Genomic DNA, 22,640 nt, shown 5'->3' with positions numbered 1-22,640 from the left:
ATTTTGCGCCCAATTTAAAAATTTGCATATGTTATCAGTTTCAAATTTATCAGTTCAGTTTGGAAAAAGGGTTTTATTTGATGAAGTAAACACCACGTTTACACAGGGAAACTGCTATGGAATAATTGGCGCAAACGGCTCGGGCAAATCTACTTTTTTGCGTATTCTTTCAGGAAAGGAAGATCCCACTTCCGGAAAAGTTCATTTGGAACCCGGAAAGCGTATGTCTGTATTGGAGCAAAACCACAATGCTTATGATGATTTTCCTGTTTTAGAAACGGTAGTGAGGGGGAACAAGGAACTGTATAAAATCAAAAAGGAAATTGATGCTTTGTATGAAGACTATTCAGACGAAAATGCTGAACGTATTGGTGAGTTGCAGGTAAAATTTGAAGAAATGAACGGTTGGAATGCAGACAGTGATGCAGCTGCTTTGCTATCAAATTTAGGCATTCCTGAGAGCCTGCATTATTCATTGATGAAAGACCTTGACGGTAAACAAAAAGTAAGGGTTTTATTGGCTCAGGCACTTTTTGGTAACCCTGATGTGTTGATTATGGATGAGCCCACAAACGACCTCGATTACGAAACCATAACGTGGCTGGAAAACTTTATTGCAAATTATGACAATTGTGTGATCGTGGTCTCTCACGACCGTCACTTTTTAGATTCGGTTTGTACCCACATCAGCGATATTGATTTTGGAAAAATAAATCACTACAGCGGAAACTATACATTTTGGTATGAATCCAGCCAGCTAGCAGCAAGACAACGATCACAACAAAACAAAAAAGCAGAAGAGAAGAAAAAAGAACTGCAAGAATTCATTCAGCGTTTCAGTGCAAACGTAGCCAAGTCAAAACAAGCTACTTCACGGAAAAAAATGATTGAAAAGTTAAACATAGAAGAAATAAAACCTTCAAGCAGAAGGTATCCGGCAATTATTTTTGAAAGGGAACGAGAGGCCGGCGATCAAATCCTGAATATCGAGCACCTCAGTGCAACTCTTGATGATGATGTTCTATTTAAAGATGCTCATTTAAACTTAGCTAAAGGTGATAAAGTAGTAGTATATTCAAAAGACTCCAGGGCAACTACAGCTTTTTATGAAATTTTAAATAATAATTTAAAACCTGATTCAGGAAAATTTGAGTGGGGAGTTACAACTACTCAAAGTTATCTCCCTTTAGATAACTCAGAATTTTTTGATAACAAGCTCACCTTGGTAGATTGGCTGCGTCAATGGGCAAAAACAGAAGAAGAACGAGAAGAAGTTTATATAAGAGGGTTTTTAGGAAAAATGATTTTCAGTGGTGAAGAAGCTTTAAAAACTTCCAATGTGCTTTCAGGAGGTGAGAAAGTGAGGTGTATGTTAAGCCGTATGATGATGATGAGGGCCAATGTATTGATGCTGGATGAACCTACAAATCACCTCGATTTGGAATCAATTACTGCTTTTAACAATTCACTTAAAAACTTTAAAGGAACTGTTTTGTTTACAACACACGATCACGAATTTGCCCAATCAGTTGGTAACAGAGTTGTAGAACTCACTCCCAATGGAATCATTGATCGCTATGCAACCTTTGATGAATACATGGAGGATCCAAAAATTAAGGAACTTAGAAAAAAAATGTATAATAATTAGTTTTTGTGTTTACGGGATATAATTCCATAAATCTTACAATATTCCATCAGCTTATTTGTAATATCTCTGAGGGATGTATTCAGCTTTTTATAAGATATCCAATTACAGCACCGACAATGGCACCTGAAATGCCCCCAATGATCGAGGTGGTATCATTGAAATCTAAAAGCCTTAATATTAAAAAGATAAGGATAGCAACTGTTATTGCTACAATTCCGATGACATAAAAAGTTTTTGCATTCATCTTTCGGAAGACATTTTTCTGAGAATTAACTACTAAAATACTAAAATTCAGTAGTTAAACCTTATATAGGAATGCGTAAAATTACTTTGGTATCATTCAGATTCCATGTTTTTAAGAACATCTTCAACAATTTTTTCAGCTTTATCATATTCATCGCGATGCACAAAAAGTTGAATCATTCCGGGCACACCTCCAAAACCTCCCCAGGTTCCACTTGAAAGGTTGTCTTTAACTATAGGATAAATATCAACTTCTTCAAGATGGCTTTGTAACATTTTGATAATAACCGTTGGGCCAGTGTAAATTCTTTTGTAATCTTCGTTTTCTTCCATTTAATTATGAATTAAAATAGGTGCTGTTCCACACATTTTCATTAAAATTTTTGCCGCGGGCAACACCATAAAAAAGTACAATTCCGGCGACCCATTTCAGCATAAATAAAAATACAATAAAAGTTTGACTTACAGATTGTTCTTTAGAAAATAAACCATCCGGCACTAAAAATGTCAATAAAATGCTTATCAGAACAATTGTTGAAAGTGTGTTTTCTAAGCTTTTATAAGGCCAAACAAATATTTTTCTCAAAGGGTGTAAATCGTTTCCCCATTTGTGTATGAATAAGAAATAATTGTTGTCTAAGCCGGCAAATAAAAGCGGGTCGTCAGCATTTTTTAAGCGAAAAACTTTTGCAGGAGCTACAATTTTAAATTCTTTGAACTTAATATTATATGTCTCTTCAAGCTTTTTGATTTTTTCAATCGCCTCAACCGGAATACTGTTTTTATAATAATTGTAATCCAAAAACCGGAGTCTGTAATCAATACACAAACTTTTGATGTCATCCAATAAAAATACATCAGTCTGATTAAAAAGTTCAGGGTTTAAACCCAACGGGTTTGGAGTTTTGTTATTGATTGAAACTGTCCTTTGAAGTTGATTAGTTTTCTTGTTTTCCAAAGAAGTTATTAAATCCAAAGTGGCTTTCATATCACATTTTTGATATAAAATTATATTTTAATACATTTTGAAGCAAATTTTTAACATACTCAAAACAATTAAAACATTTGAAAATATTGAGCGTTATGAGTTCTAATGTTATATTTGCTTAAATCATTTTAATTTCATCAAATGAAGCCACATCGCTTACTATTTCAACAGATATTTTTGTTTTGTTTACTTTTTACTTTTTCGGTTTCCGGTCAAAACAAGTATTCAACATCTGCTCAAACAACCACTACTAAGCAATTAGAGGGTGACACTATCTATTCAAATCTTTCAATTCAGGTAAACCTATCTAAAATTGAGAACTTTTCCATTTATTCCAGAATTCTTGAATTGGTGGACTTTGAAACTTTGACTAAAGAAAAAGAAATGGTCACGTTATTTGTCGTACCAAACGAGGCTTTTTCCCATATGACCGAAGAAGAAATTGAAGTTTTTTTAGCTTTGGGAAATCGCGATTATTTAAAAAACACTCTTTCTTATTACATCATTCCCGGAAGGGTTGATGAACACGCCATAGCAAAAGCTATAGAAAGAGGTAAAGGAAGTGCAAACTTTAAGGCTCTTGGTGGCAAAAACCTCAGATTTAAAATTGAGGGAGATACGATCTACCTTTTAACAGGCACTGGGTCAAAAACTAGATTACTTCAAACCAACTTCCAACATAGTAGAGGCTTTTTTCATTTAACAACAGATTTGGCCCTTTCTAAAACTCAAAATTAGAATATAAGTTTGTGTTTTTGAACAGGTTAATTTCCCGTTAAAAAAGTGCTAATTGATTCTTAACACATGTTTTGTTTAATAAATTGTTTATATCTTTAAACAAAAAATTAAATCTAAGATTTATTTGTAAATATTCTTACAGCAAATAAAACCGTACCGATTTAATTTTCGTTTATAGAGTAAGTAAATTAATAATCAATTAAACAAAAATGTTATGAAAAAGAAAAATTTATTAAGTGCATTTGTATTGACATTTGCATTGATTGCAGGAACTTCAGTATTCGCTCAAAAAAGTAGCAAAGACACTAAGATGGTTGGTGGTGCAGCGATGTATCCTTCTAAGAACATTGTTGAAAATGCTGTAAATTCAAAAGATCATACAACTCTGGTTGCTGCTGTAAGAGCTGCAGATTTAGCAGAAACCTTACAGTCGCCCGGTCCTTTTACCGTTTTTGCTCCCGTCAACAAAGCTTTTGAAGCATTGCCTGATGGAACTGTTGAGAATTTGTTAAAGCCTGAAAACAAAGCCGCTTTACAGGGGGTATTGACGTATCATGTTGTTGCAGGAAAATTTAGCGCATCAGATGTTATTGCAGCAATTGAAAAATCAAATGGCACAGCTACCTTCAGTACTGTATCTGGTGGAAAGCTTATGGCTAAATTAAAGGATGGCAAAGTACAACTAGTTGATGAAAATGGAGGTACAGCTTATGTAACCATCGCTGATGTGAATCAATCTAATGGAGTTATTCATGTGATTGACTCAGTTGTTTTACCAAAGATGTAACGAGAGCGCATTTAGTATGTATCAAAAAAAAACGCTTTCAAAATGAAAGCGTTTTTTATTTATCTTAATTCAGCGCCCAGTTGTTTTTCAAACTGTTGCTGAAATTTACTCATTACTTTGTCAATTTGTTTATCTGTGAGTGTTTTTTTATCATCTCTAAAAATAAAACTCACTGCATATGATTTTTTACCTTTAGGAAGATTTTTTCCAAGATAAACATCAAACAACTGTACATCTCTTAAAAGCTTTTTTTCTTCAGCAACTGCAATGGAGTAAATACTTTCAAAAGTTACTGCATCATCCAATAGCAAAGCAAAATCTCTTATCACTTCAGGGAATTTTGGAATTTCTTTGAGTTGAATTTTATTGTTTTTATATTGCTTTAAAACTAAATCCCAATTAAAATCGGCAAAAAACACTTCCGGTTCAACATTAAAATGTTTTGTAATTGATTTTTTTATCACACCGAAGGATACTAGAATTTTTCCATTATGTTCATAGGAAATTCCTTCGCTAAAAATTGAGCTTTCCAGGGTAGGATTAGTTTTAAATGCAATAGACATTCGTTCCAAAACAGCTTCCACAGTACCTTTTAAAAAGAAAAAATCACTTTTTCTGTCGGGAGTGTTCCAATGTGATGTTTCGCGATTTCCGCAAATGGTAAGTGTGAGGTGTTTATTTTCAATGTACTTGTCTTGCTTTTTATGATATGTTTTTCCAAATTCAAAAAATCGCAGGTCTTGCCTCTTGCGGTTATTGTTGTAAGCAATTGCTTCGAGTGCTGAAATAACCATATGTTGGCGAAGCACAGATAAATCGAGGCTCAGCGGATTGAGCATTTTAACTGTGGTTTCCTCATCAACAATATCCTTTAATTTGGAATGTTTGGAGGAGGTTAATGAATTGGCCATCATTTCATAAAAACCTTGTCCATTGAGTTGCGAAGCTAATTTATTCTGGATTTGATAGTCTTCAACTTTTGAAGTTTTTGAAATAGACGCGTTTAATTTTTCAGTAAACTTAATATTGTTATAGCCATAAACACGTAAAATTTCTTCTACAACATCTGCTTCTCTGGTTACATCATTTCTGTATGCAGGAATAGTGAGTCCCAAGCCCGATTCGGTTACATTGTTAATTTTAATTTCCAGGGAGGTGAGTATGTTTTTAATGGTTTCTTTAGGCAATTCTTCACCTATCAATTTTGCCGTTTTTTCAAAGGAAAGAAATACCTGAAAATCTTCAATTTTTTTAGGATATAAATCTATTACATCACTTGTTATCATTCCCCCAGCAATTTCTTTAATAAGAATAGCAGCTCTCATCAGCGCATACTCAGTTATGTTTGGGTCAATACCCCTTTCAAATCTAAAAGAGGCGTCAGTATTCAGACCGTGTCTTTTGGCTGTTTTCCTGATACTCACAGGGTTGAAGTATGCACTTTCCAGAAAAATACTTGTGGTATTAAGTGAAACACCACTTTCAACACCACCAAAAACGCCTGCGATGCACAAGGGTTTTTCTGCATCACAGATCATAAGGTCTTCTTGATGGAGTTCGCGTTCAACTTCATCAAGGGATACAAATTTTGTTCCTGCTTCAACAGTTTTGACCTCAATTTTTTCACCTGAAATTTTTCCGCTGTCAAATGCGTGAAGTGGTTGCCCTAATTCGTGCATTACATAGTTCGTAATGTCAACAATGTTATTCTTTGGTTTTAAACCAATGGCTTTTAATCTATTTTGTATCCAGGCAGGGGATTCCTCAACTTTGATTCCTGAAATAGTTACTCCACAATATCTTGGTGCCAATTCCTTGTTTAATACTTCTACATTGATTTTATGAGTGCGGTTATCAACCCTGAAGTTGACATTGGAGGGTGTGATAAATTCCAATTGTTTCCCTTGTTGTAAAAGTCCGGCTCTCAAGTCTCTTGCTGCACCCCAGTGACTCATCGCATCTGCACGATTGGGAGTAAGGCCAATTTCAAATACTTCATCGGTTTCAATTTCAAAAACCTCTGTTAAAGGAGTTCCGGGTTTAAATTTTGAATCAAGAACCATAATGCCGTCGTGACTTTCTCCCAAGCCAATTTCATCTTCAGCACATATCATGCCTTCACTAACCTGACCTCTTATTTTGCCTTTTTTGATTTCCCAGGCTTCACCTTCAGGAGTATATAAAGTTGTTCCGATGATAGCTACAGGCACTTTTTGACCGGTGTCAACATTGGGTGCTCCACAAACTATATGCAATGGTTGATCCTTGCCAATGTTGATAGTAGTGATTTTTAGCCTGTCAGCATTGGGATGTTTTTCACAAGTAAGTACTTCACCCACAACAATGCCTTTTAAACCTCCTTTAACTGATTCAAAAGTTGAAATTCCTTCAACCTCCAATCCCAGGTCAGTTAAAAGTGCACCTGTCTTTTCTGCATTCCAATCAATGTTTATAAATTGTTTAAGCCAGTTGTATGAAATTTTCATAGTGATTCTTAAAAAAATAATAGGGGCAAAGATAACAAACCCCTTGGGTTTAGTAAAGTTTTCAACTCTCAAAATAAAGGAGTTATTAAAACTGAATAGCGGTTATAATTTCAATGTTGATTTTTTGATTGATTTTCTCTTCAATTTGAGTTTTAATTTCCTCAAGCTTTACATCTGGCAGGGTTTTGGGTGCAATAATTTTTAATGATACGGTGGGAATATCACCATAACGAACCCTAACATCTTTTAAGGTGATTTCATCAAATTGGGTTCCTTCCAGAGCGCGCGTTATTTCTGCTTCCTGCTTAATTCTGTAAAATGAAAATGTAAGTGGGACGCAAACAGCCAAAACAATTAATAGTGAATATATAAGTCCTCTTTTGGCAGTTTTAAAGGGTGCAAAACCTAAAATTAAAAAGGTAAGGCCTCCAAACATGATGATACCGGCTAGGTTGGTTAAATAAAGTAAAAACGCTCCTGAAAATACATTCCAGTCTAACCAGCCAATACCAATTCCTGAAACAACCAATGGTGGAACCAGTGCAACCGCAATAGCAACTCCTGCAAGACTTTTAGCAATTCCTTCTTTTGCATGTGCAAACGCAGCTGCAATACCTGAGGCCACAGCAATACCCAGGTCAAGTAAACTGGGGGTTAAACGTGCATCAATTTCTGAAGTAACTATTTTTAATGGGATTATTAAGCTGACAAAGGCTGCAAAAATCAGGGAAGCAAGAGTCCCAAAAATGATAGTTTTAAAACTTGTTTTAAGGAGAACCACGTCATACCGGATGAGACCCATTGAAAATGAGACTATAGGAGAGATTAATGGGGCCAAAATCATCGCACCAATAATGACAGGAGCTGAGTCTGCATACAATCCAAAAGCGGTTATAAGTGTTGAAAGAACCATCATTACCAAATAGGCATTGGTGAGTTTCGCATTCTCTTTGAGTACCACAAAAAGTTCCTTAAACTCTTCATAAGTGGCTCTTCTGAGCCAAGGTAGTCTTCTTTTAATCAACTCATTTCTCTTTTCACCTTTGGGAAGATTTGAGATGAGCAATGATTTTTTTTGCGGATTTTCTGTTTCAACTTCTTCTGTTCGCATGGGGTGTGCCATAGTTAAGCACTGAAAATCTACTCTAAATTTGAGCTCATCAGCTTCATACTTTTCACCGTCGATAGTGTACTCGATTTTAGAAGTACTTTTTATAACAGCGGAGGGAATTTTCATTAGACCAATAAAAGCCGGACGATTTTTGGAAACTAAAAAATCTGGTAATACACTTTTTAAAAAGTACCAAACCAATTGCCAAATGTATTGGGGCGAAAGAATGAGCAAATGCAACAAACCATCGTTACTGATATTTGTTTTTACAGATTTTTTGGCAAGTAGAGAACTGTTAGAGTGTTCAACAGCAATTAAACCCATTGCGGAGGTTTCAATTATTTTATCGTCATCAATAAAAATAGTGAATGGTCTGTGCTTTATGTCCCGTAATTTTCTAATTTGTTTTAAGAAACGAAATAGCTGCCCAAAGAATCCTTTCCTTTTTCCATCATCAACGAGTTCAAATACTTCACCAACATTGACTGACTGAAATACCAGCTTATCATTACAATACATTAAATCTACCTGATGGGTAGTTTCACTCTCGATAATTTCACTAACAACTTCTTCTAAATTTCCCGGAATGCCCAATCCCAAAGCTATATAGTTCATTTTTGGATGGGGGAGCACACCCAGTTGCCATTTACCATTGGTTACTTCAGATAAAAACTCTTGTAAAACGTCATCACTTAAATAAGTGAGAATCACATCATTTTCAGAAAAGTTTAATTTAGCTTTCTCTTCATACAGCATTTTTTCATAATTAACATTCTTCAAAAGAGGTAGAATGTCACTTTCTACATTGTCGAGATCATCGTTCTGATAAAGGAGGTAGTACATGTACTGTTTTTGGTAAAGTTAGTGGTTTAAGAAATATAATTCCAAATATTTTTATAACGTGTTAATTGTGTGTAAGTATTTTTAATTGGGGCATGTTGAGGAAGTTGTAGAGAAGGATCAGATTTAAGGACTTGCCAAGCATAACTCCGTGCTATCTTTAGCACATCACCATCTTTTACAATATCAGCAATTTTAAGCTGTAAAACACCACTTTGTTGTGTACCCATAATATCACCAGGACCTCTTAGTTTTAAATCTACTTCAGCAATTTCAAAGCCGTCATTGGTGCGCACCATTGTTTCCAGGCGTGTTTTGGCTTCTTTGGAGAGTTTAAATGAAGTCATCAATATACAATAGCTTTGTTCAGCACCTCTACCCACACGACCTCTTAATTGATGTAGTTGAGATAGTCCAAAACGCTCTGCGCTTTCAATGATCATAACACTGGCATTGGGTATATTGACTCCCACTTCAATCACGGTGGTTGCAACCATGATTTGTGTTTCTCCCTTAACAAATCGTTGCATTTCATATTCTTTATCGGCCGCTTTCATCTGACCGTGAACTATAGAGATTTGATAGTTTGGTAAAGGGAACTCTCTAACGATACTTTCATATCCATCCATCAGGTCTTTATAATCCATTTTTTCACTTTCCTGAATAAGTGGATATACAATATAAATTTGTCTTCCTTTGGCAATCTCGTCCCTAATGAACTTGAAAACTTTCAACCGGTTTGAATCATAGCGATGAACAGTTTTCACCTCTTTCCTTCCGGGGGGTAATTCATCAATAACCGAAATATCAAGATCGCCATATACACTCATGGCAAGTGTGCGTGGAATAGGGGTGGCCGTCATCACCAAAATATGTGGTGGCAACTCATTTTTTTTCCACATTTTTGCACGTTGCTCCACTCCAAATCTGTGTTGCTCATCGATGATTGCTAACCCTAAATTTTTAAATTTCACCTTGTCTTCAATGAGTGCATGAGTGCCAATTAGGATGTTTAAATTCCCATTTTCAAGTTTTTCATGAATTTCTTTTCTTTCTGAAGTTTTAGTTGAACCTGTGAGTAATAAAATACTGATATTTAGATTTTTACATAGTTCAAATAAACTGTTGTAGTGTTGGACTGACAAAATTTCAGTCGGAGCCATTAAACAGGCTTGAAAACCGTTGTCAAGTGCTATTAACATTGACATTAGCGCAACAATGGTCTTACCTGAACCCACATCACCTTGTAACAAGCGGTTCATTTGAGCATTGCTGCCCAAATCATTTCTGATTTCTTTGATCACTCGTTTTTGGGCATCGGTCAATTCAAAGGGTAAATGTGATTTGTAAAAGTCATTAAAAAGGGGACCTACTTTCTCAAAAGGATAGCCTTTAATTTTGTATTTATGGATTAAGTTTTTTCGAATTAATTGTAATTGGATATAAAAAAATTCTTCAAATTTTAGGCGGTATTGAGCTTTCACTAAAAGCTCCTGACTTTTCGGAAAATGGATATTAAAAAGAGCCTCATTTTTAGGAAGTAGTTTGAGTTCCTCAATGATGTTTTTTGAAAGTGTTTCTGAAAATTTGTTCTTAGATTCCAAAAACAACTGTTGCATCAGTTTATTGATAGTTCTATTTGAAATACCGCTGTTAGTTAATTTTTCAGTAGAAGGATACACCGGTTGCATGGCACTGCGCAATCCATTTTCGTGCTCACTTAAAAGTTCCATTTCCGGATGTGGTAACGAAAAAGTTCCGTTATACCAGTTTATCTTTCCAAAAATGACATAGGGTTCATTGATCTTGAGATTTTCCTTAATCCATTTGTGCCCCCTAAACCAAACCAGTTCCATTGTTCCGGTGCCATCTGTAAACGAGGCGACCAATCGCTTCCCTTTTTTTTGTTCAACGGTTTTGATATGAATTATTTTTCCGATTATCTGAACCTCGGCATTGCTTTGTTGCAGTTCATTGATTTTGTAATACCGGGTTTTGTCAATATATCTGTTTGGAAAAAAATGAAGTAGATCCTGGTAAGTATGAATGCCTATTTCTTTCCTGAGTAAATCAGCCCGATTGGGACCCACTCCCTTAAGATAATCGATGGGGGTTTGAAGAAAGGTTGCATTCATTCTACTAAATTAATTCTTTCGAAAGGAACCTAAAAGAGAAAATTCAATTAATGTTTCTTAATTCAATCAATAAAAAATAGTTATTTTGTTTTATGATTTTATTTGAGGTTCCTTCATTTCGGCTTTTAGTTCTATTTATCAGTTTGATCTACTGCCAATTGGGTGATGCGCAGCAGTTGGAAGTGGTGGATTTTAAGCAAATCACCGGTGATATTGAACTGTTTCCATCAGAGAAAAAGATTGTTGCAACAGCACATTACAGATTTCAACTACTTAAAAAAACAGATTCAGTTTATCTTGATGCAAAAAACATTCAGTTAGAACAGCAAAGCACTTCCAATTCTCCTATAAAAATAAAACAAACAGTTGATAAAATCTGGTTGATTGATTCTTTTAAACCGGGAAAGGAATATCAGGTTTCAATAAGCTATGAGGCTAAGCCCGGGCAAGCTATGTATTTTTTTGAAGATCAAATATGGACTCAGGGTCAGGGAAAGGAAACTTCACATTGGCTTCCTTCCATTGACGATGTGAATGATAAAATTATTTTTAACCTGCATATCAAAGCTCCTGCACAATTTACAGTTTTAGCCAATGGAGTTTGTGTGCAGGAGGAACATATTAACAACGAAACAAAGCTGTGGAGTTACCAAATGAAAAAACCAATGAGCAGTTATTTGCTTGCTTTGGTTATGGGTAGATTTGAAAAGTATTCAGAAACATCTTCTTCAGGAATTCCGTTGGAATATTATATTAACCCGGAAGACAAAGGAAACATTGCTGCTACGTATCGGCACACTCGTGAAATGTTTGATTTTTTTGAAACTGAAATTGGTGTAGACTATCCATGGGAAAACTACAAACAGGTCCCCGTAAGGGATTTTCTTTATGCCGGAATGGAAAACACAAGCCTGACCATTTTTTCGGAAGCTTTTGTGGTAGATTCCATTGGTTTTGTAGATCGCAATTATGTAAATGTAAATGCGCACGAACTTGCACATCAGTGGTTTGGAAACTTAGTTACGGCAAAAAGTGGGGAACACCACTGGCTGCAAGAAGGATTTGCAACTTTTTATGCCTTGCTTGCAGAACGTAAAATTTTTGGTGATGATTATTATTACTGGAAGCTCTATGAATCTGCTGAACAGTTGATTAGTTTGAGTGATGAAGGAAAAGGGGAGCCGCTATTAAAAAAAGGTGCGAGTTCATTGACCTATTACCAAAAAGGAGCCTGGGCATTGCACATACTTAGAGAGCGAGTGGGTGAGTTGATATTTAGGCAAGCTGTTCAAAACTATTTAACACGACATCAATTCAATTCAGCAAACACTGATGATTTTTTGTATGAAATTGAGGCCATTACTGATGATGAGCTAGATTGGTTTCGGGAAGACTGGTTGAACCAATCGGCGTTTAAAGCTTCACAAGCCCTAAATTCGTTAAGGAAGTCACCATTTATTGAACAATATTTGAACTTGTCAGCCATTGCAAAAAGGCCTTTATCAGAAAAACAATCCATTTTCAATGCACTGTTGAAGCCACCGGTAAATGATTATTTAGGACAAGCAGTGGTTTTTCAGCTATCTGAAGAGTCTGTTGAGCATAGTAGCCCATTGTATTTAAAAGCTTTTGAAAGTGAATCAATTTTGGTGCGACAAGCCATTGCTTTAAGTCTTGACAAAATTCCTGAGCATTTAAAATCCAATTATGAGTCTTTACTTTCTGATACTTCTTATGTAACACAGGAAGCCGCCTTGTATCACCTTTGGCTTAATTTTCCAGAAGATCGTCCAAAATATCTTGATGCAACTATAGATCTTGTTGGGTTTCAGGATAAAAATTTAAGACAGTTATGGCTTACATTAGCATTGGCAACTGAGGGTTATCAAAATCATTTAAAACAAGATTTTTTTAATGAATTAAGCAGTTATGCAGCTCCAAAATACAGTTTTGAAATAAGGCAACTGGCATTTCAATACCTCTATAGTTTTGATGGTTTTACCAATCAAAATCTGATGTATTTGTTGGATGCGTGTGTACATCCCAACTGGCGTTTTAGAAGCAGTAGCCGTGAACTGTTAAGTGTCTTGTTGAAAGAAAATGAAGAAGTTAGTGCGCAATTGCTTTCTTTAAGAAAAGAACTTCCCACTGATCAACTTCAATTTTTGAACACTTTTTTAGACAAATAATCAAGCAAAGAAAATCAGCTTTTGTTAACAGCTTTTGAAAACTTTTTAAATCTTGAAAGGAGTTCTTCTTTAGTCAGCATTGAATTTTTGTATTTTTAAGTTTCAGATAAATGCATTGTTATTTTTAAAGAAGTATGACAATTGTCATTTTTTGAAGAATGGAGTACAATTACTTTTGAAAGAAACTTATACCAGATGAACGTTATTTACTTGACCTTGATTATCAGTACTCTAGTCGCTATTGTTTTCTTCGCAATTTTCATTTATAGTTTAAAAAAAGGTCAATATGATGATACTTACACCCCTTCAGTGCGTATGCTTTTTGAAGATGAGGTAGTTAAGGACAAACCTTCAGATGAAAAAAAAGAACACCAGAATACTTCTACTAAAAATAAATCAACAACTAATAAATCAGATTTCTAATTATGGAATTACAGCAATTTTATTACGATAATAAAATCGTAAAGAAGTTTATTTATGCCACGCTATTATGGGGAGTGGTGGGAATGTCAGTAGGGCTCTTACTGGCATTTATGTTTATGTTTCCAAACATGACCGATGGTATTTCCTGGCTGAGCTTTGGTCGCTTGCGTCCATTGCACACCAATGCAGTGATTTTTGCATTTGTGGGGAATGCTATTTTTGCGGGAGTTTATTATTCTTTGCAACGTCTTCTCAAAGCCAGAATGTTCAGTGATTGGCTCAGTAACATAAACTTTTGGGGTTGGCAATTTATTATTGTGGCGGCCGCAATCACGTTGCCCTTAGGTTATACTTCTTCTAAAGAATATGCAGAACTGGAATGGCCTATTGATATTGCAATTGCTGTAGTTTGGGTTGCATTTGGAATCAATATGATTGGAACCATCCTTCGCAGAAGACAACGCCACCTGTATGTAGCTATTTGGTTTTATCTGGCAACTTTTGTAACGGTGGCTGTACTTCATATCTTTAACAGTTTAGCACTGCCAGTAGATGGTTTAAAAAGTTACTCAGTCTATGCCGGTGTGCAGGATGCCTTGGTACAATGGTGGTATGGTCATAATGCGGTTGCCTTTTTCTTAACCACACCCTTTTTAGGGTTGATGTACTATTACGTGCCTAAAATTGCCAACAGGCCGGTGTATTCCTATCGTTTATCGATTGTTCACTTTTGGTCTTTAATTTTCATTTATATCTGGGCAGGTCCTCACCACCTTCTATATACATCATTGCCTGCCTGGGCTCAAAGTTTAGGAGTTGCGTTTTCAATCATGCTCTTAGCCCCATCCTGGGGTGGTATGATTAACGGTTTACTCACTTTAAGGGGTGCCTGGGATAAAGTACGCACAGACCCAACATTGAAATTCATGGTGGTTGCCATCACCGGTTATGGTATGGCTACTTTTGAAGGGCCTATGTTGTCCCTCAAGAATGTGAATGCAATTGCCCACTTTACTGACTGGATCATTGCACACGTTCACGTGGGTGCACTTGCGTGGAATGGCTTCCTGACTTTCGGTATGATTTACTGGTTGATACCTAAAATATTTAAAACCAAACTCTTTTCTGTCGGTCTGGCTAATTTCCACTTCTGGATTGGTACTCTTGGAATCATCATTTATACCTTGCCAATGTATGTAGCCGGTTTTGTCCAGGCTTCTATGTGGAAACAATTCAACCCGGACGGGACATTGGTGTATGGAAACTTTATGGAAACTGTAGTTGAAATTATGCCTATGTACTGGATGCGTGCTATAGGTGGAAGCTTATACATCCTAGGGGTATTCATTATGCTCTACAATATCGTGAAGACTGTAAGACAAGGAACTCCGGTAGCAGATGAGCTTGCTGAAGCGATTGCCCTTGAAAGAGTGACTAAAAAACGTGTTGCCGGTGAAGCATACCACACCTGGCTGGAAAGAAGACCGGTACAATTAACAATCCTTGCTACTGTTGCCATTTTGATTGGAGGAATTGTCCAGATTGTTCCTACCCTGGTGGTGAAATCAAACATACCTACAATTACCAGTGTAGAACCGTATACGCCGCTTGAGTTAGAAGGACGGGATTTATATATCCGTGAAGGTTGTGTGGGATGTCACTCCCAAATGGTGCGTCCTTTCAGAAGTGAAACTGAACGCTACAATGGCGAATATGCAAAAGCAGGAGAGTTTGTGTATGACCACCCCTTCCTTTGGGGAAGTAAACGCACAGGTCCTGACCTGTTGCGCGTGGGTGGAAAATATTCAGACAGCTGGCATTTCAACCACTTCTATGACCCTCAAAGTACTTCGCCGGGCTCCATTATGCCAAGCTATAAGTGGCTGATCAATAACGAACTTGATAAGTCAAAAACTGAGCGAAAAATGGAGGTAATGGTAAATCTGGGCGTACCTTATACCGAGGAACAAATTGCACGTGCTCAGGAATGGATGCTTGAGCAGGGAACGCAAATTGAAGAAAACCTTTACAGCGACCCAGAATTTGCACGGGTATATGAAGCTGAAAAACAATATGCTCAGGAAAACGGGATTGAGTTTACAGAAATGAAAAACCGAGAAGTAGTTGCAGTAATCGCATATCTGCAACGCTTGGGAACCGATATTAAAGTGTCAGGTGGAGAAGAAGTTACAAACACTGAAAACTAAGTTATTATGTTAAAGTATATCAAAGGACATATGGAATCGATTGATGGGATAGAAGTGTATCCCATTATCTCACTACTCATTTTTTTCATCTTTTTTGCAATCCTTTTTATTTGGGTTTTTACCGCAAAAAAGAATTATATCGATCAAGTAAGTAACATTCCTCTGGAAAATGAAGAGGACGAAAACACCACGAACCAATGAAATCAATAGCAGTTTTTAGAATTTTAATCATCGCGACCCTTTCTTTGTTTTTGATTGAAGCAATTTCAGGAACAGAGGGACAGTGGGCACTCATGGAAACCCCAATTTTAATTTTGGTCTGGATTGCCATCATACTCTTTATGGTTGCAATTGAAATAAGTGTTAATTCATTGCAACGCATTTTGTTTCACTCGCTGGACGCAGAAGCACAATCACGTTATTTAGAAAAAGAAGCTGTAGCTGAAGCAAATAGATTTGCTTGGGTTTACACTATTTATAGAAAACTGGTTGGAAAGAAAAAAGCCAAAACAGAAGCTGAAATCATCCTTGATCATAACTATGACGGCATTAAAGAGTTGGATAACAACCTGCCCCCCTGGTGGTTATATGGTTTTTATGCGACCATAATTTTTGCGGTAGTTTATATGGTGCGTTACCACGTTTTTGATGGACCAACCCAAGAAGAAGAATATCAGCGAGAGCTGGCGGTAGCAGAGAAAGAAATTGAAGAATATCGTAAAACTGCAAAGGGTCTGGTAGATGCCAGTACGGTGGAGTTACTTACCGATGCTGAAGATTTAAAAGCCGGTAAAGCCATTTTCGAAACCAACTGTGTGGCCTGTCACAGAGCCGATGGTGGAGGAGGAATTGGTCCAAACCTGACAGATGATTATTGGATTGCAGGTGGTAGTTTGAGTAATATGTATGAAGTTATTTCTGAAGGGGGTCGTCCCGGAAAAGGAATGATTGCCTGGAAAAATGATTTAAAACCACTTCAAATAGCACAGGTGGCAAGTTATATCAAAACCTTCCAGGGCACCAACCCTCCCGACGCTAAAGAAGCTGAAGGTGATTTGTATGTAGAAAAAGCGCCGGAAAAACTGGAAGAAGCGGCTGATAAGGTTGAACAAACCGAGCTTACAGAAGAACAACTGGAAGACGACGTTGAAATAGAACAATAAACCCGAAAGCCTCAAAACGTTATGGAAAATCAAGAAAACTTTCGCGACTCCATCAATACCATTGATGAAGAAGGTAAACGAAAGTGGCTTTTCCCCAAAAAGCCCAGTGGAAAGTTCTATGAATACAGAAAATATGTTAGCTACTTTTTACTGATATTTTTCATTGCGTCTCCATTCATTAAAGTGGGAGGCAATCAGTTTTTGTTATTCAATATTCTGGAGCGGAAGTTCAATGTATTTGGTTTCCCCTTCTGGCCACAGGACTTTTATCTATTTGTCCTTTCCATGATTATTGGAGTGGTTTTTATCACACTTTTTACCGTTGCTTTCGGAAGGATATTTTGTGGATGGATTTGTCCGCAAACGATATTTATGGAGATGGTTTTCAGGCGTATTGAATATGCCATTGAAGGTGATAGGGGAAAACAAATTCGCCTGGCTAAAATGCCTTGGAATGCTGAGAAAATCAGAAAGCGTTTATTGAAATGGATTATATTTTTTATCATATCATTCATCATTGCAAATGTGTTTCTGGCCTATTTAATAGGAAGTGATCGTTTATTGCTTTACATAATAGAAGGACCGCTTGAGCACCTGAGTACCTTTATAGGTTTACTGATTTTCACAGGAGTGTTCTACTTTATTTTTGCGTGGTTTCGGGAGCAGGTATGCATTATTGCTTGTCCATATGGGCGCTTGCAAGGGGTGTTGCTGGACACCAAATCAATTGTCGTAGCCTATGATCACAAACGGGGTGAAGGCGAAGAAGGCAGAAAGAAATTCCGTAAAAACGAAGACAGACAAGCCCTGGGTCACGGCGATTGTATAGATTGCTTTCAATGTGTACACGTTTGTCCCACAGGGATTGATATCAGAAATGGCACCCAGCTGGAGTGTGTTAACTGTACCGCCTGTATGGATGCTTGCGATAGTATCATGGAATCTGTAAATTACCCAAAAGGATTGATACGCTATGCCAGCGAAGAGAATATCGTTAAGAAAAAACCTTTTGAATTTACTCCGCGTATGAAAGGTTATGTGGCCGTTTTGGTTATCCTGATTGGGGTATTGATTGGAATGTTGTTCTTGCGAAGTGATGTAGAGGCCGTAGTACTGCGCTTACCCGGGCAATTGTATGAGTTAAAAGAAGACAATATGGTTAGTAATGTGTATACTTATAAACTGATCAATAAAACCAGTAATGAATATTCAGACATTGAATTAAAATTACTTTCACATAAAGGCACAATCAAATTTGTTGCGCAAAATGAAGTTGTAGTTCCGCCGCAAGACCTGGTAGAAGGGTCTTTATTTATAGAATTAAATCGCGCTGCACTTCAAGGGCATAAAAACAAGGTAGAAATTGGAGTTTACAGTAACGGACAACTCATTGAAACCACCAGTACAAACTTCCTGGGGCCACGAAGTTTTAATTAAGTTCAATACATTTAGAATAATATTCATAAGCATCAAAAAGAACTCTTCATCATGAAAATAAACTGGGGTACAGGTATCGTTATTGCAATTGCATTGTTTATAGCATTCATTTTGTATTTTGTAATTACAATGACCACAAGTAAAGAATTTGAACATGACCTGGTAATTGAAGATTATTACAAGCAGGAAATCGGTTTTCAGGATGAATTGGATGCCCGTAACAATGCAGCGCAGCTAACTGAAAAAGTAAGCATAGAAAAAGCAGCCAATGGAGTGCTTATAAACATTCCTGAAGCCTGGAGTGCAAACATTCAAAACGGGAGTGTTTCCTTCTACAGGGTAAACAATAAAGCCTTTGATTTTGAAAAAGAACTACAACTTTCAAATCATCAAATGCTTATTCCTGAAAGTGAGTTGGTTCAGGGTCGTTGGGATATAAGTCTTTACTGGGAAATGGAAGGCAAAGCCTATATAGCAAAAGAAAAAATCAACTTTTAACCATGTTACTCTCGGCCTTTTTATTGGGACTTTTTGGAAGTTTACACTGTGTGGGTATGTGTGGCCCCATTGCTTTTATGCTTCCGGTTGATCATAAAAAGCCGGTAAAAAAAATTGTTCAAACAAGCAGTTATCATTTAGGAAGGCTGACCGCCTATGCGCTCATTGGCCTCGTGTTTGGTCTGCTTGGCAAAAGCTTTTCACTTTTTGGACTGCAGCAACAACTTTCCATTGCAGTGGGGGTTTTAATGATACTTGTAGTGGTGCTGCCACTCAAACCGTTTCAAAACACCCGGGTTTCTCAATTCTTTTACCGGTTTGTCAATAAACTGAAACAAAAGATGGGCGCTTCTTTTAAGAAGAAAACGGCCGACACATTTCTTACCATTGGTTTTTTAAATGGCTTTTTACCTTGCGGATTGGTTTATATAGCCGTTTTTGCAGCGATAGCAGCAGGTTCATTAACTCAAAGCAGCTTGTATATGTTGTTTTTTGGATTGGGAACCATTCCTCTGATGACAATATCCATTTACGCCAGTTCATATTTAAAAGGCATCAACCGCCAGAAAATCCGTAAAGCAATTCCGGTTTTCGTGGTCATTATCGGAATTTTATTTATCTTACGGGGAATGGGACTGGGAATTCCTTACGTCTCACCAAAACCAATGACACAACAAGTAGACGCAAAAATTGAATGCCACGTTTAAATCAAAATTTACCTAACAACTTAAAATTAACAATACAATGAATTATATCTCAGCTGAAGAAGCCGTATCCTTAGTGAAATCAAACAACAGAGTGTTTTTTCAAGGGGCTGCTATGACACCTAAATTCCTTATCAATACCTTATGTGAAAACTATAAAAACCTTCAAAATATAGAAATCGTTCAAATGCACACCGAAGGTGACGCTATGTATACCCGTGAACCATACAGTGACGCATTTACTACCAACAGTTGTTTTGTGGCAGGCAATGTCAGAAAAGCCATTAACACCAGACGCGGAGACTATACGCCCATATTTTTAAGTGAATTACACTTGTTATTCAAACGCAATATTCTACCACTCGATGTAGCACTTATTCAGGTTTCACCACCTGATAAGCATGGCTATTGCTCGCTGGGGACTTCAATTGATGTTACAATCACTGCAATACAAACAGCAAAAATTGTCATTGCTCAGGTAAATCCTAAAGTACCGCGAACACACGGCGATGGAATTATCCATAAAAACAATATCAATGCTGCAGTGTGGGTCGATGAACCCATTCACAGCGTAGAGACCTCTGAACCCACCGAAATTGAAAAACAAATTGGTTACCATGTAGCGCAGCTTGTGGAAGACGGAGCAACTTTGCAAATGGGCATTGGAGGTATTCCAAATGTGGTGCTGTCAAACCTTACCAATCACAAACGCCTGGGGATCCATACCGAAATGTTTTCAGACGGAGTGCTTCCACTCATTGAATCAGGGGTGATTACCGGTGAAGATAAAGTGATTAAAAGAGGGAAACTCGTCACCTGTTTTGCCATTGGCTCTCAAAAGCTCTATGATTTTATGGACGATAACCCCATCGTGCATTTCAAGGAAGCTGCTTATACTAACGACACGGCTATTATTAGAAGAAACCCTAAAGTAACGGCCATTAACAGCGCGATTGAAATTGATATCACGGGCCAGGTTTGTGCAGACACTATTGGAAAAATGCAATACAGCGGAGTAGGTGGTCAGATGGATTTCATTAGAGGTGCAGCCCTTTCAGAAGGCGGAAAACCAATTATTGCCATGCCATCAATCACACATAAAGGAATTTCTAAAATTGTTCCTTTCTTAAAAGAGGGAGCCGGGGTAACAACTACCAGAGCCCACGTGCATTATATTGCTACCGAATATGGTGTGGTTGACCTGTATGGTAAAAACCTAAAACAGCGTGCTAAAGCATTGATTTCACTGGCACACCCTGACCACCGTGAAGCGTTGGAGAAAGCAGCTTATGATCGTTTTAATTAAAAGTATTTAAAAGGGTGCTTCTTCAGTAATTGTAAATAACAACCCGGTTTGGGGGTGTGAAAAAGTGATACTTTCAGCGTGCAGGTGAAGCCGGTTTGCTTTACTACCGTAAAGATCATCCCCAACAATGGGTGTATTTAAACCCAATTGATGTGCTGCATGTACACGCAATTGATGGGTGCGCCCTGTAATGGGATAGAAATAAACCCGTGTCTGATTGTTGTTTGTAGAGAGTACTTCCCAACGGGTTTGTGCGTTTTTACCGTGTTCATAACAAACCAACTGCCTGGGGCGGTCATCCAGATCCACACGTAACGGTAAATCTATCAAGCCTTCTGTTTGTTCTGGAATTCCATCCAGCAGCGCTACATATCTTTTTTCAACTGTTCGTTTAATAAACTGTTTCTGTAGATTTTTATAGGTCTCTTCATCTTTGGCAATCAACAGCAACCCTGAAGTTGACATATCCAATCGGTGGACAATTAAAGGACCGGTGGCTTTGGGGTAAAGGGCTTTAACCCGGGTATAAACCGAATCGTATAAAAGTTTCCCCGGAACTGTTAAAAACTCTGCGGGTTTGTTGATGACAACTATAGAAGCGTCTTCAAACACAATTTTCAAGTCCTTGCCTTTAGCGGGATTGGAGTGAAATGGATTGGCTTCCAGGTTAAGCCCATCCAGCATGTGGGTCATCAAGATAGGTTCACATTTGCTTTTACAAGCCGGATAGAATTGTTTGTGTTTGCGCACTTCAGATTTGGGTGACTCACCCCACCAAAACTCAGCCATGGCAATTGGTTTTAGTCCATGTTTAAAGGCGTAGTGCAGCAACTTGGGAGCAGCACATTCGCCGGCTCCGGCAGGCGGATTGTCGTCAAAAATCTCACCAATACTTTTCAATGTGCCTTGTTGGTTTAAAAACTTGTAGTTATCAAAAAGCTTTTGCTGCAGGGCGGCAGATTTCTTTTTTCTCTTTTCTTTAAGATCTTTAATATGCAATCTAAAAGCATCAAGTGTTTTTGAGGCGGCTTCTATTTGAAACTTCCAGTACTTAGTCATTTTCTTCAACAAAATACTCTCTTTTTTGCTTTCCTCACTCAACTGAGTTTCCAGTGTATCCAAGTCAGTTTGATTGAGTGCAGTGTTGGCTTCAGCTCTTTTAAGGTCACGCTCTTTTTTAAGTTTCCTGATGCGTTTTTTTTGTTTCTCCAGATCCTTTTCAGCATCCAGGGTTACATTTTCTTTGTTTTCCAACGCCTGAAGGTAGGCTGCAGAGTGCTCAAGCTGTTCAATTTCGCGGTTATATTGATTGAGCACTTCTTCTTCCAGTTTAAAAAAACCTGTTTCTGTCAGCATATCAAACACCGGAGGCACAAATCTTTGGTGATGGTTGGCATCGGCCAGTTTCCCTGAAAAGGCCCATAAATAGCCCAACACTCCTTCATTGTTTTGACAAACCAAGACCCCAAACATTTTTCCTATTGCGGGTCCCCGCTCATTTGGGTTTAAACCAAAGTTGTGTTGAAACTCTTTTTGAAGGCTCAAATAATCCTGAAGTTCCTCGGCTGCAATCTTTGACAAGGGGTGTGGTGTATAATAAAAAGGGAAGGTGAATTTTTCAGGAATGGGAATGCCTGCAATTGGTTTTTTAAAAGTTTGGAATGCCGTTTCTTTCATGCTGCAAAGATAGTTTTTTTGTGTATTTTTAAGACTTCCTGATGCGTTTTAAAAGGGAGT

Annotated in this window: 19 protein-coding genes; 12 read left to right on the top strand and 7 right to left on the bottom strand. The window is 37.4% G+C overall.

Annotated features, from left to right (window positions below):
- The first annotated feature begins 28 nt into the window (after positions 1-28).
- Positions 29-1,648: an ABC-F family ATP-binding cassette domain-containing protein gene (locus IEV69_RS02385; RefSeq protein ID WP_188439110.1), complete on the top strand. Its 1,620-nt coding sequence runs from the start codon at positions 29-31 to the stop codon at positions 1,646-1,648.
- A 79-nt stretch (positions 1,649-1,727) separates the two neighbouring features.
- On the opposite strand, the gene IEV69_RS02380 is transcribed toward IEV69_RS02385, so the two are convergent.
- The 3 genes from IEV69_RS02380 to IEV69_RS02370 all read right to left on the bottom strand — a co-directional run bounded on the left by IEV69_RS02380 (position 1,728) and on the right by IEV69_RS02370 (position 2,879).
- Entirely contained in the window at positions 1,728-1,892 is a 165-nt protein-coding gene (locus tag IEV69_RS02380) for a hypothetical protein (protein WP_188439108.1), read from the bottom strand.
- Positions 1,893-1,984: 92 nt separating this feature from the next.
- Complete coding sequence (locus tag IEV69_RS02375; protein ID WP_188439107.1) at positions 1,985-2,224, bottom strand: putative signal transducing protein; 240 nt, start codon at positions 2,222-2,224, stop codon at positions 1,985-1,987.
- Between the two features lie 4 nt (positions 2,225-2,228).
- Positions 2,229-2,879 (bottom strand): hypothetical protein, encoded by a 651-nt coding sequence (locus tag IEV69_RS02370; protein WP_188439105.1) that lies wholly within the window; start codon positions 2,877-2,879, stop codon positions 2,229-2,231.
- A 141-nt stretch (positions 2,880-3,020) separates the two neighbouring features.
- On the opposite strand from IEV69_RS02370, the gene IEV69_RS02365 reads away from it, so the two are divergent.
- Complete coding sequence (locus IEV69_RS02365) at positions 3,021-3,617, top strand: fasciclin domain-containing protein (RefSeq protein ID WP_188439103.1); 597 nt, start codon at positions 3,021-3,023, stop codon at positions 3,615-3,617.
- A 214-nt stretch (positions 3,618-3,831) separates the two neighbouring features.
- The gene (locus tag IEV69_RS02360) at positions 3,832-4,404 is read left to right on the top strand and encodes a fasciclin domain-containing protein (protein ID WP_188439101.1); all 573 of its coding nucleotides are present in this window, start codon (positions 3,832-3,834) and stop codon (positions 4,402-4,404) included.
- Positions 4,405-4,463: 59 nt separating this feature from the next.
- Here the strand turns inward: IEV69_RS02360 and pheT are convergent, their stop codons facing one another.
- The 3 genes from pheT to recG form a co-directional block, all read right to left on the bottom strand.
- On the bottom strand, positions 4,464-6,890 hold the full coding sequence (gene pheT / locus IEV69_RS02355) for a phenylalanine--tRNA ligase subunit beta (protein ID WP_188439099.1): 2,427 nt from the start codon (positions 6,888-6,890) through the stop codon (positions 4,464-4,466).
- Positions 6,891-6,975: 85 nt separating this feature from the next.
- Positions 6,976-8,844, bottom strand: coding sequence for a TIGR00341 family protein (locus IEV69_RS02350; RefSeq protein ID WP_188439097.1), 1,869 nt, complete (start codon positions 8,842-8,844; stop codon positions 6,976-6,978).
- Between the two features lie 26 nt (positions 8,845-8,870).
- Positions 8,871-10,976, bottom strand: coding sequence for an ATP-dependent DNA helicase RecG (gene recG / locus IEV69_RS02345; protein WP_188439095.1), 2,106 nt, complete (start codon positions 10,974-10,976; stop codon positions 8,871-8,873).
- A gap of 92 nt (positions 10,977-11,068) precedes the next feature.
- On the opposite strand from recG, the gene IEV69_RS02340 reads away from it, so the two are divergent.
- The 9 genes from IEV69_RS02340 to IEV69_RS02300 all read left to right on the top strand — a co-directional run bounded on the left by IEV69_RS02340 (position 11,069) and on the right by IEV69_RS02300 (position 20,903).
- Positions 11,069-13,165 carry a M1 family metallopeptidase gene (locus IEV69_RS02340; RefSeq protein WP_188439093.1) on the top strand — a complete coding sequence of 699 codons (2,097 nt, stop codon included), beginning with the start codon at positions 11,069-11,071 and terminating at the stop codon, positions 13,163-13,165.
- Between the two features lie 195 nt (positions 13,166-13,360).
- Positions 13,361-13,588: a cbb3-type cytochrome oxidase assembly protein CcoS gene (gene ccoS / locus IEV69_RS02335; RefSeq protein WP_188439091.1), complete on the top strand. Its 228-nt coding sequence runs from the start codon at positions 13,361-13,363 to the stop codon at positions 13,586-13,588.
- Positions 13,589-13,590: 2 nt separating this feature from the next.
- On the top strand, positions 13,591-15,795 hold the full coding sequence (gene ccoN / locus IEV69_RS02330) for a cytochrome-c oxidase, cbb3-type subunit I (RefSeq protein ID WP_188439089.1): 2,205 nt from the start codon (positions 13,591-13,593) through the stop codon (positions 15,793-15,795).
- Positions 15,796-15,801: 6 nt separating this feature from the next.
- Positions 15,802-15,996, top strand: a complete 195-nt coding sequence (locus tag IEV69_RS02325) for a CcoQ/FixQ family Cbb3-type cytochrome c oxidase assembly chaperone (RefSeq protein ID WP_188439087.1) — start codon at positions 15,802-15,804, stop codon at positions 15,994-15,996.
- Positions 15,993-16,958, top strand: a complete 966-nt coding sequence (locus IEV69_RS02320) for a cbb3-type cytochrome c oxidase N-terminal domain-containing protein (RefSeq protein ID WP_188439086.1) — start codon at positions 15,993-15,995, stop codon at positions 16,956-16,958. The genes IEV69_RS02325 and IEV69_RS02320 overlap by 4 nt, the downstream gene beginning before the upstream one ends.
- 21 nt (positions 16,959-16,979) lie before the next feature.
- Positions 16,980-18,395, top strand: a complete 1,416-nt coding sequence (ccoG, locus tag IEV69_RS02315) for a cytochrome c oxidase accessory protein CcoG (RefSeq protein ID WP_188439084.1) — start codon at positions 16,980-16,982, stop codon at positions 18,393-18,395.
- A 51-nt stretch (positions 18,396-18,446) separates the two neighbouring features.
- Positions 18,447-18,893 (top strand): FixH family protein, encoded by a 447-nt coding sequence (locus IEV69_RS02310; protein ID WP_188439082.1) that lies wholly within the window; start codon positions 18,447-18,449, stop codon positions 18,891-18,893.
- Positions 18,894-18,895: 2 nt separating this feature from the next.
- Positions 18,896-19,600: a sulfite exporter TauE/SafE family protein gene (locus IEV69_RS02305; protein ID WP_188439080.1), complete on the top strand. Its 705-nt coding sequence runs from the start codon at positions 18,896-18,898 to the stop codon at positions 19,598-19,600.
- A gap of 37 nt (positions 19,601-19,637) precedes the next feature.
- Positions 19,638-20,903, top strand: coding sequence for an acetyl-CoA hydrolase/transferase family protein (locus IEV69_RS02300; protein ID WP_188439078.1), 1,266 nt, complete (start codon positions 19,638-19,640; stop codon positions 20,901-20,903).
- Between the two features lie 6 nt (positions 20,904-20,909).
- On the opposite strand, the gene IEV69_RS02295 is transcribed toward IEV69_RS02300, so the two are convergent.
- Complete coding sequence (locus tag IEV69_RS02295) at positions 20,910-22,580, bottom strand: RluA family pseudouridine synthase (RefSeq protein WP_188439076.1); 1,671 nt, start codon at positions 22,578-22,580, stop codon at positions 20,910-20,912.
- Between the last annotated feature and the right edge of the window lie 60 nt (positions 22,581-22,640).

It is taken from the genome of Planktosalinus lacus (assembly GCF_014640155.1).
Classification (GTDB): Bacteria; Bacteroidota; Bacteroidia; order Flavobacteriales; family Flavobacteriaceae; genus Planktosalinus; species Planktosalinus lacus.
The sequence above is the reverse complement of the archived record's forward strand: the minus strand, read 5'-3'. Positions and strand labels throughout refer to the sequence as shown.

Coding starts and splice junctions, on each gene's coding strand:
- IEV69_RS02325 (WP_188439087.1), top strand. CDS start 15,802: ATGTTAAAGTATATCAAAGGACATATGGAATCGATTGATGGGATAGAA.
- IEV69_RS02295 (WP_188439076.1), bottom strand. CDS start 22,580: ATGAAAGAAACGGCATTCCAAACTTTTAAAAAACCAATTGCAGGCATT.
- IEV69_RS02370 (WP_188439105.1), bottom strand. CDS start 2,879: ATGAAAGCCACTTTGGATTTAATAACTTCTTTGGAAAACAAGAAAACT.
- IEV69_RS02380 (WP_188439108.1), bottom strand. CDS start 1,892: ATGAATGCAAAAACTTTTTATGTCATCGGAATTGTAGCAATAACAGTT.
- ccoN (WP_188439089.1), top strand. CDS start 13,591: ATGGAATTACAGCAATTTTATTACGATAATAAAATCGTAAAGAAGTTT.
- IEV69_RS02350 (WP_188439097.1), bottom strand. CDS start 8,844: ATGTACTACCTCCTTTATCAGAACGATGATCTCGACAATGTAGAAAGT.
- IEV69_RS02300 (WP_188439078.1), top strand. CDS start 19,638: ATGAATTATATCTCAGCTGAAGAAGCCGTATCCTTAGTGAAATCAAAC.
- ccoG (WP_188439084.1), top strand. CDS start 16,980: ATGGAAAATCAAGAAAACTTTCGCGACTCCATCAATACCATTGATGAA.
- IEV69_RS02375 (WP_188439107.1), bottom strand. CDS start 2,224: ATGGAAGAAAACGAAGATTACAAAAGAATTTACACTGGCCCAACGGTT.
- recG (WP_188439095.1), bottom strand. CDS start 10,976: ATGAATGCAACCTTTCTTCAAACCCCCATCGATTATCTTAAGGGAGTG.
- IEV69_RS02310 (WP_188439082.1), top strand. CDS start 18,447: ATGAAAATAAACTGGGGTACAGGTATCGTTATTGCAATTGCATTGTTT.
- ccoS (WP_188439091.1), top strand. CDS start 13,361: ATGAACGTTATTTACTTGACCTTGATTATCAGTACTCTAGTCGCTATT.
- IEV69_RS02305 (WP_188439080.1), top strand. CDS start 18,896: ATGTTACTCTCGGCCTTTTTATTGGGACTTTTTGGAAGTTTACACTGT.
- IEV69_RS02360 (WP_188439101.1), top strand. CDS start 3,832: ATGAAAAAGAAAAATTTATTAAGTGCATTTGTATTGACATTTGCATTG.
- IEV69_RS02320 (WP_188439086.1), top strand. CDS start 15,993: ATGAAATCAATAGCAGTTTTTAGAATTTTAATCATCGCGACCCTTTCT.
- IEV69_RS02340 (WP_188439093.1), top strand. CDS start 11,069: ATGATTTTATTTGAGGTTCCTTCATTTCGGCTTTTAGTTCTATTTATC.
- IEV69_RS02365 (WP_188439103.1), top strand. CDS start 3,021: ATGAAGCCACATCGCTTACTATTTCAACAGATATTTTTGTTTTGTTTA.
- IEV69_RS02385 (WP_188439110.1), top strand. CDS start 29: ATGTTATCAGTTTCAAATTTATCAGTTCAGTTTGGAAAAAGGGTTTTA.
- pheT (WP_188439099.1), bottom strand. CDS start 6,890: ATGAAAATTTCATACAACTGGCTTAAACAATTTATAAACATTGATTGG.